The 13222-nt window shown below is 61.0% G+C and carries 11 protein-coding genes and 1 riboswitch; of the genes, 10 read left to right on the top strand and 1 reads right to left on the bottom strand.

Annotated features, from left to right (window positions below; all coding sequences use genetic code 11):
• Positions 1–147: 147 nt before the first annotated feature.
• Positions 148–253, top strand: a riboswitch (TPP riboswitch).
• A gap of 163 nt (positions 254–416) precedes the next feature.
• Both thiC and cytX read left to right on the top strand, forming a co-directional pair.
• On the top strand, positions 417–2306 hold the full coding sequence (gene thiC / locus J2W17_RS17495) for a phosphomethylpyrimidine synthase ThiC (protein WP_307336587.1): 1890 nt from the start codon (positions 417–419) through the stop codon (positions 2304–2306).
• 165 nt (positions 2307–2471) lie between these two features.
• Positions 2472–3764: a putative hydroxymethylpyrimidine transporter CytX gene (cytX, locus tag J2W17_RS17500; protein ID WP_307336590.1), complete on the top strand. Its 1293-nt coding sequence runs from the start codon at positions 2472–2474 to the stop codon at positions 3762–3764.
• Here the strand turns inward: cytX and J2W17_RS17505 are convergent.
• Positions 3733–4479 carry an RsiV family protein gene (locus J2W17_RS17505; protein WP_307336593.1) on the bottom strand — a complete coding sequence of 249 codons (747 nt, stop codon included), beginning with the start codon at positions 4477–4479 and terminating at the stop codon, positions 3733–3735. The two genes, cytX and J2W17_RS17505, sit on opposite strands and share 32 nt — an antisense overlap.
• Before the next feature lie 206 nt (positions 4480–4685).
• Between J2W17_RS17505 and J2W17_RS17510 the strand changes: the two genes are divergently transcribed.
• The 8 genes from J2W17_RS17510 (at position 4686) to parC (ending at position 13220) form a co-directional block, all read left to right on the top strand.
• The gene (locus tag J2W17_RS17510; protein ID WP_307336596.1) at positions 4686–5303 is read left to right on the top strand and encodes an NUDIX domain-containing protein; all 618 of its coding nucleotides are present in this window, start codon (positions 4686–4688) and stop codon (positions 5301–5303) included.
• Entirely contained in the window at positions 5294–5746 is a 453-nt protein-coding gene (locus J2W17_RS17515; RefSeq protein ID WP_307336598.1) for a DUF1249 domain-containing protein, read from the top strand. The genes J2W17_RS17510 and J2W17_RS17515 overlap by 10 nt, the downstream gene beginning before the upstream one ends.
• Before the next feature lie 97 nt (positions 5747–5843).
• A complete protein-coding gene (cpdA, locus tag J2W17_RS17520) occupies positions 5844–6659 on the top strand; it encodes a 3',5'-cyclic-AMP phosphodiesterase (RefSeq protein WP_307336600.1) in 816 nt (271 codons plus the stop codon).
• 221 nt (positions 6660–6880) lie between these two features.
• Positions 6881–7489, top strand: a complete 609-nt coding sequence (locus tag J2W17_RS17525; RefSeq protein ID WP_307336602.1) for a YqiA/YcfP family alpha/beta fold hydrolase — start codon at positions 6881–6883, stop codon at positions 7487–7489.
• A gap of 41 nt (positions 7490–7530) precedes the next feature.
• Positions 7531–9435: a DNA topoisomerase IV subunit B gene (parE, locus tag J2W17_RS17530; RefSeq protein ID WP_307336604.1), complete on the top strand. Its 1905-nt coding sequence runs from the start codon at positions 7531–7533 to the stop codon at positions 9433–9435.
• Positions 9435–10424, top strand: a complete 990-nt coding sequence (locus tag J2W17_RS17535) for an esterase-like activity of phytase family protein (protein WP_307336606.1) — start codon at positions 9435–9437, stop codon at positions 10422–10424. Before parE ends, J2W17_RS17535 begins: the two co-directional genes overlap by 1 nt.
• Positions 10421–10945 (top strand): retropepsin-like aspartic protease family protein, encoded by a 525-nt coding sequence (locus J2W17_RS17540; RefSeq protein ID WP_307336608.1) that lies wholly within the window; start codon positions 10421–10423, stop codon positions 10943–10945. The genes J2W17_RS17535 and J2W17_RS17540 overlap by 4 nt, the downstream gene beginning before the upstream one ends.
• A gap of 7 nt (positions 10946–10952) precedes the next feature.
• Positions 10953–13220, top strand: coding sequence for a DNA topoisomerase IV subunit A (gene parC, locus J2W17_RS17545; protein WP_307336612.1), 2268 nt, complete (start codon positions 10953–10955; stop codon positions 13218–13220).
• The last annotated feature ends 2 nt before the right edge of the window (positions 13221–13222 follow it).

Here is a 13222-nt window from a genome sequence, read left to right on the forward strand (position 1 = left end):
TACGGCGCGGGCCCTGCAGCGTCAAGGCGCGGCATGGCTTGGCGAGTGTAGTTGCGCACACGTTCGGCAACAATCCTGTAATTACGCCATTCATCATGGTGTTTAAAGCGGTGTTGGCGTTCTTTGCCAGTTGTGTCTAGACTGGCCACGTTCTTGTCGGGGTGCCTTGCTATGAGGCTGAGATCGAATAATTTCGGATCCCGTTGAACCTGATCAGGTTAGCGCCTGCGTAGGGAACAAGATTTCTCGTCCCCCGGCGAGTCCTCTTGTGCTTCGTCCGGGATGTTGTTCGACAATCGAACAGCCCTCGTGCACCGAGCACAGCACAGCTGGTTTTCCAGCGCCCGTGCGTCCATTCGTTTACAGGTTCGCTCCGACAAAAAATCCACTGCCTGGATGTGTTCGGAGAGCCCGTGATGACGATAAAACTAAAAGACAATACGAACCTGAGTGACTCGGCCAAGGTCGATCAGCAATCGGTTCAGCCGTTTACCCGCTCGCAAAAAATCTACGTTCAAGGCTCGCGCCCGGACATTCTCGTGCCGATGCGCGAAGTCAGCCTCGACGTGACCCCGACCGAATTTGGCGGCGAGATCAATGCGCCGGTGGTGGTGTATGACACCTCGGGCCCTTACACCGACCCCAACGTTATCATCGACGTACGCAAAGGCCTGGCCGATGTGCGCTCGCCGTGGATCGAAGCCCGTGGCGACACCGAGCGTCTGTCCGGCTTGAGCTCGAACTTCGGCCGGGAGCGTCTTGCCGATCCGGAACTGACCAAGCTGCGTTTTGCCCACGTGAACAACCCGCGCCGTGCCAAGGCCGGGGGCAACGTCACCCAGATGCACTACGCCCGCCAAGGCATCATCACGCCCGAGATGGAATACGTCGCCATCCGTGAGAACATGAAGCTCGAAGTGGCCCGCGCCGCCGGGCTGCTGGACCAGCAACACGCCGGTTACAGCTTCGGTGCCAGCGTGCCGAAAATCATCACCCCTGAATTTGTCCGTGAAGAGATCGCACGCGGTCGCGCGATCATTCCGGCGAACATCAACCACACCGAACTGGAACCGATGATCATCGGCCGTAACTTCCTGGTGAAGATCAACGGCAACATCGGCAACAGCGCACTGGGTTCGTCCATCGAAGAAGAAGTGGCGAAACTGACCTGGGGCATTCGCTGGGGCGCGGACAACATCATGGACTTGTCCACCGGCAAGCATATTCACGAAACCCGCGAGTGGATCATCCGTAACTCGCCGGTGCCGATCGGTACCGTGCCGATCTACCAGGCCCTGGAAAAAGTCGGCGGCGCGGCCGAGGACCTGACCTGGGAGCTGTTCCGCGACACACTGATCGAACAGGCCGAGCAGGGCGTCGACTACTTCACCATCCACGCCGGCGTGCTGTTGCGTTACGTACCGCTGACCGCCAAGCGCGTGACCGGCATCGTCTCCCGGGGCGGTTCGATCATGGCCAAGTGGTGCCTGGCGCACCACAAGGAAAACTTCGCCTACACGCATTTCGAAGAAATCTGCGAAATCATGAAGGCCTACGACGTCAGCTTCTCCCTGGGCGATGGCCTGCGTCCGGGCTCGATTGCCGATGCCAACGACGCGGCACAATTCGGCGAACTGGAAACCCTCGGCGAGCTGACCAAGATCGCCTGGAAGCACGACGTACAGACCATGATCGAAGGCCCTGGCCACGTGCCGATGCAGTTGATCAAGGAAAACATGGACAAGCAGCTCGAGTGCTGCGACGAAGCGCCGTTCTACACCCTCGGCCCGCTGACCACCGACATCGCACCCGGCTACGACCACATCACCTCAGGCATCGGTGCGGCAATGATCGGCTGGTTCGGCTGCGCCATGCTCTGCTATGTGACGCCGAAGGAACACTTGGGCCTGCCGAACAAGGATGACGTGAAGACCGGGATCATCACGTACAAGATCGCCGCGCATGCCGCCGATCTCGCGAAGGGCCATCCGGGCGCACAGATACGCGACAATGCCTTGAGCAAGGCGCGTTTCGAATTCCGCTGGGAAGACCAGTTCAACCTGGGCCTCGATCCGGACACCGCGCGTTCGTATCACGATGAGACCTTGCCGAAGGATTCGGCCAAGGTTGCGCACTTCTGCTCCATGTGCGGGCCGAAATTCTGCTCGATGAAAATCACCCAGGAAGTCCGTGAATACGCGGCCAACCAGCGGATCGACTCGATCGATGCCGAAGTTGCCAAGGGCCTGGCGGAACAGGCGGAGCGGTTCAAGCAGGAAGGCAGTCAGCTGTACAAGAAGGTTTGATCTGACCTGTGATTGACGGCGCCTGTGCTGCCGTCTTCGCGAGCAAGCCCGCTCCCACATTTGTCCTGCGAACACAGGTCAATGTGGGAGCGGGCTTGCTCGCGAAGGCGCCAGGCCAGGCACCGAGTCTCTCAATGACACACTTATCCCTCCGAGATAACACCCTTGAGCATTCAACCCAGCACTTATTCCCCCGACATCGCGGTGCCGACCGACAAACGTGTCTTCGGCGGTCGCGATCTGTTTTCCCTATGGTTTTCTCTCGGCATCGGCCTGATGGTGCTGCAGACCGGTGCCCTGCTCGCGCCAGGCCTGGGTTTGTCCGGCTCGCTGCTGGCGATTTTCCTCGGTACCCTGGTCGGCGTTCTGCTGCTGGCCGCCGTCGGCGTGATCGGCAGTGACACCGGCCTGTCGTCGATGGCCGCCCTGAAACTCAGCCTCGGCAAACACGGCGCGAGCCTGCCGGCGGTACTGAACCTGCTGCAACTGATCGGATGGGGCTCGTTCGAAATCATCGTGATGCGCGATGCCGCCAGCCTGTTGGGCGCTCGTGCCTTCAGTGAAGGCAGCCTGCTGTCCAGTCCGCTGCTGTGGACCTTGTTCTTCGGTGGACTGGCGACCTTGCTGGCCGTCAGCGGGCCATTGACGTTCGTGCGGCAGATCCTGCGCAAGTGGGGCATCTGGCTGCTGCTGGCCGCATGCATCTGGCTGACCTGGAACCTGTTCGCCAAGGCCGATCTGGCCGCGTTGTGGGCGCAGGCCGGTGACGGTTCGATGCCGTTTGCCGTGGGCTTCGACATCGCCATCGCCATGCCGCTCTCGTGGCTGCCGCTGATTGCCGACTACTCGCGTTTCGGCAAGCGCGCCAAAAATGTGTTCGGCGGTACCGCAATAGGTTTCTTTATCGGTAACTTCTGGCTGATGAGCCTGGGCGTGGCCTACACCCTGGCGTTCGCGCCGAGCGGTGAAGTCAATGCCTTGCTGTTGGCGCTGGCCGGTGCTGGCCTGGGGATTCCGCTGCTGCTGATTTTATTGGACGAGTCGGAGAATGCCTTTGCCGATATTCACTCGGCGGCCGTGTCCAGCGGGATTGTGTTGCGCCTGAAAATCGAGCATCTGGCGTTGGCCATCGGCGTGATCTGCACCTTGATCGCATGCCTGGCGCCACTGGCCCAGTACCAGAACTTCCTGCTGTTGATCGGCTCGGTGTTTGCGCCGCTGTTCGGCGTAGTGCTGGTGGATCACTTCATCTTGCGCAAGCGTTCCGCGCAAGTGAAGGCAGCCGCATTGCGCTGGCCGGCGCTGCTCGCCTGGCTGGGCGGGGTGAGCACCTATCACTTGCTGGCCAATCTGTACCCGGATGTCGGCGCAACCCTGCCGGCGCTGGTCCTGGCAGGGCTGCTGCAACTGGTACTGGGCCGGGCCTTCAGCTACGGCCGGGAAACAGCTCGGGCTTGAGAATGCCGTTCAGGCGAGGGTAGGGGATCTTCAGTTCGACGTGACCCAGCGCGTAAGGCGCAATGGTGCTCACTTCGTACTTGAGGATCACCCCGCCATACGTCAGTGCCACGTTCTGGGTCTTGACGAAGGGCCAGCTTTTCACAAATTCCGGTTCCTGGTCGAGCTTGGTACTGATCAGCCAGCTGTTGTGCGCGACTTGCGCGGCTTTCCAGAACGCTTCTTCCTGCCCCGGCACCAGCATGTCCGACAGGGTCAGCACCTTGTGCTGCTGGCGCGAATAGTTGATGAAGCTACGGCCCGGCGTGCCGTGGGCACCGCCGGTGTCCAGGTAGCTGGAAAACTCGACGATCACCAAGCCGTCATGCTGCTCACGTACCTTGGCTTGCAGGTAGCTGCTGTGACGCGGGCCGGCACTGCTCAGAAATTGCTCGCGATACGCGGCCAGAGTCGGCGCCACCGGTGCGTCGGGCGAGGTGCGGGTCATTTGCAGCAAGCGTTTTTCGATGATGCCATCCAGTGCTGGTTCGGCCGGGAAGCGCAGGGTGTCGATGTTCACCAACGGGCAGTCCTGGCTGGTGCAGCCCGGTTTCAGCTGTTCGGAGGCATCGCGGGTAGTTTCCAGCGGTGCCCGGTAGCTGGGCTGGAACAGACTCTGGCAGGCGCCCAGGGTCAGGGCGATTGCAGCCACGGAGGCGATTTTAAAAAGCGACATGGGCGTCCTTCATAAAACAGGGAAAGGCAAAAAGTTACCCGCTTCGACTCTCGGCGCAGGAATCAGTTCGCCACTAAGCTAATTAGAGTTGGTTTCACCCTCACCGTCTATCCCGCTCGCTGGAAAGGGGCTGCATCAAAGGTCACAGGCGCGTTAGGATGGCGCGAAGTCGAGGCTGGAGCCTCGGTGTAGAAACGAGGATTGTCATGACTGATTTTGCCAACGCCATTCCGACCGCCGTTGAGATCGTTCGGCGCGAAAAGTGCTTCGAGGGCTTTTACAAACTCGACCGCGTGCACTTGCGCCACGAATTGTTCGCCGGTGGCATGAGTCGCGAGATCAGTCGTGAAGTGTTTGTGCGCCATGACGCCGTGTGCGTGCTGCCTTACGATCCGCAGCGCGACGAAGTGGTGTTGATCGAGCAGTTTCGCGTCGGCGCCATGGGCAAGATCGACAATCCGTGGCTGGTCGAGCTGGTCGCTGGTCTGATCGATAAGGATGAAGAACCGGAAGAAGTTGCTCACCGCGAAGCGCAGGAGGAAGCTGGGCTTGTATTCGGGGCGCTTTGGCCGATGACCAAATATTTTCCATCGCCGGGCGGCAGCAATGAATTCGTGCATTTGTACCTGGGGCGCTGCGACAGCGCCGGGGTCGGCGGCCTGCATGGGCTGGAGGAAGAAGCAGAAGATATCCGCGTCACGGTCTGGGCCTTCGAAGACGCCCTGCAGGCCGTACGCGACGGGCAAATTGCCAACGCGGCCAGCATCATTGCCTTGCAATGGCTAGCTTTGAACCGCGCTGAAGTGAGGGGGTTATGGTCGTAAACAAGCTGCGCGATCGCTATCGGGTAGACCTGGCAGGGCTGCAAGCGTCCTGCGAGGCCAACTACGCGCGCCTCATGCGACTGTTGCCGGACATGCGCAACGAGCCCGAGGCGCGGCGCATTGCCGTGACCCATGGCGACCAGATGCTCGGCGTACTGGCCCTGGAGGTGCTGCAGGTCTGTCCGTACACCACGACCCTGCAAGTGCGCCAGGAACACAGCCTGCCCTGGCTGCCGGTGCCACAACTGGAAGTTCAGGTCTATCACGACGCGTGCATGGCCGAAGTGGTCAGCGCCGAACATGCACGACGCTTTCGCGGCATCTATCCTTACCCGAACGCCGCGATGCACCAGCCCGACGAAAAGGCCCAGCTGAATATGTTCCTGGGCGAATGGCTGAGCCATTGCCTGGCTTGCGGGCACGAGTATGCGGTTGTGCGCTGACGTGAACGGCGTCAGGTTTACCGTTTCCCCTTTTGGTCGTCCCCCAGCATAATTGCGGCACTCATCCATCCCCGTGATCACGCCCCGGGAGAACGCCTTGCCACGCGTATCCACATTGACAACCGCCGATCCGGCGTTGCTGGTACAACTCTCCGACAGCCATCTGTTTGCCGAGGCGGCTGGCACATTGCTGGGCATGAACACCCTTGACAGCCTGCAACGCGTCATCGAGCTGGTCCGCCTGCAACAGCCACGGATCGATCTGATCGTTGCCAGTGGCGATATTTCCCAGGACGGGACGCTGGAGTCCTATCAGCAGTTCCGCGACCTGACCCGCCAGCTCGATGCTCCGGCGCGCTGGATTCCCGGCAATCACGACGAGCCGCGGATCATGGCTGAAGCGGCCGTGCAGAGTGCATTGCTCGAGCCCGTGGTGGATGTCGGTAACTGGCGAGTCACGTTGCTCGATTCGGCAGTGCCGGGCTCGGTGCCGGGGTATCTGGAAGACGAACAGTTGCAGTTGCTGGCCCGCGCGCTGAGCGAGGCGCCGGAAAGGCATCATCTGGTGTGCCTGCACCACCATCCGGTGGCCATTGGCTGTGCGTGGATGGAGCCGATAGGATTGCGTAATCCAGAGGCGCTGTTTTCGGTTCTGGATCGATTCCCGCAGGTGCGTGCTGTTTTGTGGGGGCATGTTCATCAAGAAATCGACCGGGAGCGTAATGGCGTGCGGTTGATTGCATCGCCGTCGACCTGCATCCAGTTCGAACCGGGGAGCGATGATTTCAAGGTGGGGGAGCAGGCGCCGGGGTATCGGTGGTTGCGGCTTATGCCCGATGGCGAGCTCGAAACCGGCGTGGAGCGCGTGACAGGCTTCGAGTTCCAGGTCGATTACGGCTCTGACGGCTACTGACACCTTTCCTGCTGATGTCCCCGTTCCCCTGTAGGAGCTGGCTTGCCAGCGAAGGTCGTCAACGATAATGCGTGTATGCCTGAATGAACGCGTCGTCCTTGAGTGCATCGCTGGCAAGCCAGCTCCTACAAGGGATCGCGTTCTTTCCGAAGTTGATGGCACCCAACACCCCCCGACACCCTGTAAACTGCGCCTCTTTACCCGACGCACAGGGAGCTCCAATGTCCGGTTCGATCCTTTATATCCACGGCTTCAACAGCGCGCCGGCGTCGAACAAGGCCACTCGGTTGATCCAGGTGATGGACCAACTGGGCTTGAGCGATCAGTTGCGCGTTCCGTACTTGCATCACCATCCTCGTGAGGCCATCGGTCAGCTGGAGCAGGCGATAGAGGAGCTCGGACGGCCATTGCTGGTCGGCAGCTCACTCGGCGGCTACTATGCGACTCACTTGGCCGAGCGCCATGGCCTCAAGGCTCTGTTGATCAACCCTGCCGTCAGTCCGCACCGGATGTTCGACGGGTATCTGGGGGCGCAGAAAAACCTGTACACCGACGAGGCCTGGGAATTGACCCACGATCACGTGACGGCCCTGGCCGAGCTGGAAGTGGCGGCGCCCCAGGATCCGCAACGCTTTCAGGTGTGGTTGCAAACCGGCGATGAAACGCTGGATTACCGCCTCGCCCAGCAGTATTACCGGGCCTGTGCCTTGCGCATCCAGGCCGGCGGCGACCATGGGTTCCAGGGTTTTGCCGAGCAGCTGCCGGCAATGCTGAGTTTTGCCGGCATCGGCGCAGATTTGTATCAGGCGATTGACTTCACTGCACTGTGAGTCATCGCCCCTTTTCACAAAACATTTGACGACGAGACCCCATGGCCACTCCCAGCGCTAGCTCTTATAACGCAGACGCCATCGAAGTCCTCTCGGGCCTCGACCCGGTGCGCAAACGCCCCGGCATGTACACCGACACCAGTCGGCCGAACCACCTCGCCCAGGAAGTCATCGACAACAGCGTCGACGAAGCCTTGGCCGGGCATGCGACTTCGGTGCAGGTCATCCTGCACGCCGATCATTCCCTGGAAGTCAGCGATGACGGCCGTGGCATGCCGGTGGACATTCACGCCGAAGAAGGCGTATCGGGTGTCGAGCTGATCCTCACCAAGCTCCATGCCGGCGGCAAGTTTTCCAACAAGAACTACCAGTTCTCCGGCGGTCTGCACGGGGTGGGTATTTCGGTGGTCAACGCCTTGTCGACAGAAGTCCGGGTGCGCGTAAAGCGTGACGGCAATGAATACCAGATGACCTTCGGCGACGGTTACAAGAAAACCGAACTGGAAGTGATCGGCACCGTCGGCAAACGCAACACCGGCACCAGCGTGTTCTTCGCGCCGGACCCGAAGTACTTCGATTCCCCGAAATTCTCCATCAGCCGCCTCAAGCATGTGCTCAAGGCCAAGGCTGTTCTGTGCCCGGGGCTGCTGGTCAGTTTTGAAGACAAGGCCACCGGCGAGAAGGTCGAGTGGCATTACGAGGACGGCCTGCGTTCCTATCTGGTCGACGCCGTCAGCGAATTCGAACGCCTGCCCGACGAGCCGTTCTGCGGCAGCCTGGCCGGCAACAAAGAAGCGGTCGACTGGGCGCTGCTGTGGTTGCCGGAGGGCGGCGACAGCGTCCAGGAAAGTTATGTCAACCTGATCCCGACGGCCCAGGGCGGTACTCACGTCAACGGGTTGCGTCAGGGCTTGCTCGACGCCATGCGCGAGTTCTGCGAGTTCCGCAGCCTGCTGCCGCGGGGCGTGAAGCTGGCGCCGGAAGACGTCTGGGAGCGCATCGCCTTCGTCCTGTCGATGAAAATGCAGGAGCCACAATTTTCCGGCCAGACCAAAGAGCGCCTGTCGTCCCGTGAAGCGGCGGCGTTCGTTTCCGGGGTGGTCAAGGACGCGTTCAGCCTGTGGCTCAACGCCAACCCGGAAACCGGCATGCTGCTGGCGGAGCTGGCGATCAACAACGCCGGCCGTCGCCTGAAGGCCAGCAAGAAGGTTGAGCGCAAGCGCATCACGGCGGGGCCGGCATTGCCGGGCAAACTCGCCGACTGCGCCGGGCAGGACCCGATGCGTTCCGAGCTGTTTCTGGTGGAAGGTGACTCCGCCGGCGGTTCGGCCAAGCAGGCGCGGGACAAAGAATTCCAGGCTATCCTGCCGTTACGCGGCAAGATCCTGAACACCTGGGAAGTCGACGGCAGCGAAGTGCTGGCCAGCCAGGAAGTGCACAACATCGCCGTGGCCATCGGCGTCGACCCGGGCGCGGCGGATATGAGCCAGCTGCGTTACGGCAAGATCTGTATCCTCGCCGACGCCGATTCCGACGGTTTGCACATCGCCACGTTGCTCTGCGCGTTGTTCGTCCAGCATTTCCGCCCGTTGGTGGATGCCGGTCACGTCTACGTCGCGATGCCGCCGCTGTACCGCATCGACCTGGGTAAAGAGATCTACTATGCCCTGGACGAAGCCGAGCGCGATGGCATCCTCGATCGCCTGGTGGCCGAGAAGAAACGGGGCAAGCCCCAGGTCACCCGATTCAAGGGGCTGGGTGAAATGAACCCGCCGCAGCTGCGCGAAACCACCATGGACCCGAACACCCGGCGCCTGGTGCAGCTGACGCTGGACGATTTCGAAGCGACCTCGGAAATGATGGACATGTTGCTGGCGAAGAAACGCGCCGGCGACCGCAAGTCCTGGCTGGAATCCAAGGGCAACCTGGCCGAGGTTCTGGGCTGATGTGCCGAGGCTTTGCCTTGGTATGTGCGTTGCTGCTGACCTCGATGACGGTGGCTGCGCAGTCGGCGCCAGAGTTGCGGCTGTTATCCGAGCATGCCGTCGATGGCATGCGCGGCGGCAACCTGTCCGGGCTGGCCCGGTGCGGCAAGGATTTGTGGAGCGTATCCGACCGGGACGATGAACAGATTTACCTACTCGATACCCGTGACCCTGTCTGGCAAGCCGAACCCGTGCACATCGATGTGCCAGCGGTGCCGGACAGCGGCTTGCCCTGGGGGCTGCGTTCGCGGACCTGGGCGGCCTCGTTGGCCCGTGGCGGCGACCTGGATTTCGAAGGCATCACCTGCGACAACGCCGGTAATCGCTACATTGTCAGCGAATCTCATGGAGCGGTGCTGCAAGTGCCCCCAGCGGGACCCGCCTCCTGGCTGAAAATCTCGCCGATCCTGATTCGTGAAGCACGCGCCAGCGGCATGTTGCTGAAATTCAATGCGCTGTTCGAAGGCCTGGCGATCAGTCCTGAAGGTGATCAATTGTGGCTGGCCGCCGAGCGTGAAAGCCGCGGGTTGCTATTGATCAAGCGCCAACAAACCCTCTGGGACTGCGATGGGGGTTGTGTGCTGCTGAGTGAGGCCGGGATGGAAATGCAGCCGGCACAATTTCCCGGCGCCAGGGCGGTGCCGCGGGACTTCGCCGACCTGTCATTGTTCGACGGCAAGTTGTTCACCCTCGAACGCAATGTCTTCGAGATATGCCGCCGGGACGCGCAGACTGCCAAGGTCGAGCGCTGCTGGTCATATGCCGCCGAGGCGTTGCAGGAAAACCGGCGTTATCCACAGGCCTTTGGGCTGGAAGAAGCATTGATCGTGGACGCCGACGGTGCCTGGATCGGCATCGACAACAACAACGGTATACGCGCCGATGGCGAGGTCCGTCCGATCATCATGCGCTTTGCCGCGCCTGAGGGTGGCTGGAGTGCCAGGTCATGAGTCAGCAGCCGCCGGGCAAGCGCATCGGCCGCGTATTGATGGTGCTGGCCTGGTGCGCCGCGCTGTTTCTGGCCACGCGGTTTTTCGGGCAATGGGAGCAGCGCCAGCAGAATCCCAACGTCGTGGTCAGCTCGGAACAGGGCGAAGGTTTTATCGAAGTGAAGCTTGCCAGCAACAATCAGGGACATTTTGTCGCCAGCGGCCAGATCAACGGTCAGCCGGTGGACCTCATGCTCGATACCGGGGCAACCGATGTGGCGATACCCGGCGGTATGGCCGAAAGACTGAAACTGGAAAAGGGCTTCCCGGTGACCTTGAGCACGGCCAGCGGTCGTGCCGAGGGCTATCGAACCCGTATCGACCGCCTGCAACTGGGCGACATTGTGCTGCGTGATGTGCGCGCCCTCGTCGTACCAGGCCTGGAAGGCAATCAAGTGCTGCTCGGTATGAGCGCGCTGAACAAACTTGAATTTACCCAGCGCGGTGGCACCATGCTGCTGCGCCAGACAACGAACCAATGAGGCCCGCATGAGCGACTCCCTTGATCTCAGCCTGGACGGTGTAGAACGCCGGTCATTGGCTGACTTCACCGAAAATGCCTACCTCAACTATTCCATGTACGTGATCATGGACCGTGCCTTGCCGCATATCGGCGACGGCCTGAAACCGGTACAGCGGCGCATCATCTACGCGATGAGCGAGTTGGGGCTGGACGCCGATTCCAAACACAAGAAGTCGGCACGTACCGTCGGTGACGTGCTCGGCAAGTTCCATCCGCATGGCGACTCGGCCTGCTACGAAGCCATGGTCCTGATGGCCCAGCCGTTCAGCTACCGCTACACACTGGTCGACGGGCAGGGTAACTGGGGTGCGCCGGATGATCCCAAGTCCTTCGCTGCCATGCGGTACACCGAAGCGCGGCTGTCGCGTTATTCCGAAGTGCTGCTCAGCGAGCTGGGCCAGGGCACGGCGGACTGGGGGCCGAACTTCGACGGTACCCTCGACGAACCGCTGGTGTTGCCGGCGCGTCTGCCAAACATCCTGCTCAACGGCACCACCGGTATCGCCGTGGGCATGGCCACCGACGTCCCGCCGCACAACCTGCGCGAAGTCGCGACCGCCTGCGTGCGTCTGCTCGATGAACCCAAAGCCACGGTCGAACAGCTCTGCGAACACATCCAGGGCCCGGATTACCCGACCGAAGCGGAAATCATCACGCCTCGGGCCGATTTGCTTAAAATGTACGAAACAGGCAAGGGCTCGGTACGCATGCGTGCCGTGTACCACATCGAAGACGGCGACATCATCGTCACAGCGCTGCCGCATCAGGTCTCCGGTGCCAAGGTGCTGGAACAGATCGCGGCCATGATGCAGGCCAAGCCGTCCAAGGCGCCGCAGATTGCGGACCTGCGCGACGAATCCGACCATGAAAACCCGTGCCGGATCGTGATCATCCCGGGCGCCCGCAAGAATTTTGACCACGATGCCCTGATGCAGCACCTGTTCGCCAGCACCGAGCTGGAGTCGAGCTACCGGGTCAACATCAACATCATCGGTCTGGACGGCAAGCCGCAACTGAAAAACCTGCGCGCGTTGCTGGTCGAGTGGCTGCAATTCCGGGTTCAGACTGTACGTCGCCGCCTGCAATTCCGCCTGGACAAGGTCGAGCGTCGCCTGCACCTGTTGGACGGTTTATTGATTGCCTACCTCAACCTGGATGAAGTGATTCACATCATCCGCACCGAGGAGCACCCGAAAGCCGCGCTGATCGAGCGTTTCGCCCTCAGCGAAATCCAGGCCGACTACATCCTCGACACCCGTCTGCGTCAATTGGCGCGACTGGAAGAAATGAAGTTGCGTGCCGAGCAGGATGAACTGCTCAAGGAACAGGCCAAGCTGCAAGCCCTGCTGAGCAGTGAAGCCAAGCTGAAAAAACTGGTCCGCACCGAGCTGATCAAGGACGCCGAAACCTATGGCGACGACCGTCGTTCGCCAATCGTCGAGCGCGCCGAGGCCAAGGCCCTGACCGAACACGATCTGCTGCCGAACGAGAAGGTGACCGTTGTCCTGTCGGAAAAAGGCTGGGTGCGCTCCGCCAAGGGCCACGAAATCGATGCCACCGGGCTTTCCTACAAGGCCGGGGATGGTTTCAAGGCTTTGGCGCCCGGGCGCTCCAACCAGTTTGCGGTGTTTATCGACTCTACTGGCCGCAGTTATTCGGTGGCCGCGCACACCTTGCCGTCGGCCCGTGGCCAGGGCGAGCCGTTGACCGGCCGTCTGACGCCGCCGCCAGGGGCGAGTTTCGAGTGCGTGCTGATGCCGGAAGACGATGCGCTGTACGTGATCGCCTCCGATGCCGGTTATGGTTTCGTGGTCAAGGGTGAAGACCTGCAAGCCAAGAACAAGGCGGGCAAGGCCCTGTTGAGCCTGCCGAACAACGCCAAGGTGATCCTGCCGCGTCCGGTGGCCGATCGTGAACAGAACTGGCTGGCCTCGGTGACCACCGAAGGTCGCCTGCTGATCTTCAAGATCAGCGATCTGCCACAATTAGGTAAAGGTAAAGGCAATAAGATCATCGGTATTTCCGGGGAGCGTGTTGCCAGTCGCGAAGAATATGTCACGGACATCGCCGTACTGCCGGAAGGCGCCACATTGGTGCTGCAAGCCGGAAAACGAACGTTGTCGCTGAAAGCGGACGACCTCGAACACTACAAAGGTGAACGTGGACGTCGTGGCAATAAACTGCCTCGTGGCTTTCAGAGGGTGGATGCGCTGCTCGTCGAAAACCTCAATTAAGC

The organism is Pseudomonas lini (genome assembly GCF_030812475.1).
GTDB lineage: Bacteria > Pseudomonadota > Gammaproteobacteria > Pseudomonadales > Pseudomonadaceae > Aquipseudomonas > Aquipseudomonas lini_A.

Excerpts from the sequence above, each read along its gene's own strand:
- thiC (WP_307336587.1), top strand. The coding sequence starts at position 417 with ATGACGATAAAACTAAAAGACAATACGAACCTGAGTGACTCGGCCAAG.
- J2W17_RS17505 (WP_307336593.1), bottom strand. The coding sequence starts at position 4,479 with ATGTCGCTTTTTAAAATCGCCTCCGTGGCTGCAATCGCCCTGACCCTG.
- J2W17_RS17510 (WP_307336596.1), top strand. The coding sequence starts at position 4,686 with ATGACTGATTTTGCCAACGCCATTCCGACCGCCGTTGAGATCGTTCGG.
- J2W17_RS17515 (WP_307336598.1), top strand. The coding sequence starts at position 5,294 with ATGGTCGTAAACAAGCTGCGCGATCGCTATCGGGTAGACCTGGCAGGG.
- J2W17_RS17525 (WP_307336602.1), top strand. The coding sequence starts at position 6,881 with ATGTCCGGTTCGATCCTTTATATCCACGGCTTCAACAGCGCGCCGGCG.
- parE (WP_307336604.1), top strand. The coding sequence starts at position 7,531 with ATGGCCACTCCCAGCGCTAGCTCTTATAACGCAGACGCCATCGAAGTC.
- J2W17_RS17535 (WP_307336606.1), top strand. The coding sequence starts at position 9,435 with ATGTGCCGAGGCTTTGCCTTGGTATGTGCGTTGCTGCTGACCTCGATG.
- J2W17_RS17540 (WP_307336608.1), top strand. The coding sequence starts at position 10,421 with ATGAGTCAGCAGCCGCCGGGCAAGCGCATCGGCCGCGTATTGATGGTG.
- parC (WP_307336612.1), top strand. The coding sequence starts at position 10,953 with ATGAGCGACTCCCTTGATCTCAGCCTGGACGGTGTAGAACGCCGGTCA.